Source organism: Pseudomonas sp. IPO3747 (assembly GCF_013385245.1).
Taxonomy (GTDB): Bacteria; Pseudomonadota; Gammaproteobacteria; order Pseudomonadales; family Pseudomonadaceae; genus Aquipseudomonas; species Aquipseudomonas edaphica.
This window is the reverse complement of the sequence record NZ_JACAQL010000043.1, coordinates 1-438: the sequence shown is the minus strand read 5'-3', so window position 1 is coordinate 438 and position 438 is coordinate 1. Positions and strand designations below refer to the sequence as shown.

At 60.5% G+C, this 438-nt stretch carries 1 protein-coding gene; it reads right to left on the bottom strand.

The window, feature by feature from the left end; genetic code table 11:
- The coding region (locus HX790_RS29450) for a hypothetical protein (protein ID WP_176992616.1) at nucleotides 1–228 on the bottom strand (228 nt) is incomplete at its 3' end.
- Nucleotides 229–438 lie beyond the last annotated feature (210 nt).

Sequence of the window (438 nt, the reverse complement as noted above, 5' to 3'; positions counted from 1 at the left end):
GCCGGCCATGTGCTGTTCATCATCGCTCAGCGCCTGGCGGGTGGCCGCTGCGGTGGCGGCTGCACAGCGCAACAGGTCGCAGATTTGGGCGAGGGCGTCTTCGAAGCTGAGGTCCTGATGCACGGCGAAGGACGGCGGTGCGGCGGGTTGCAGGTAGTGGCTCAGGGCGCGTTCGAAGATTTCACTGTCGGGGGTGAAACGGGGTGGGTCTGGGACGATTTTGGTCATGAATGAAACTCCTAAAAGTTGGGAGCCATTCTTTTGCAGATCTCACTCGACAAAAGGTGGCAGCTATGTGCGGGGTGAGATAACCGGTCAGGAGCACCCGGCCAGACCTAGGTCTGCCCGCACACAGCCGCCATAGAGCATGTTGCTCGCGGTTGTGGCACTTGGCACTCCGTTCACAGGATCTCACTCCCGATCGCTGATATGCAGCGA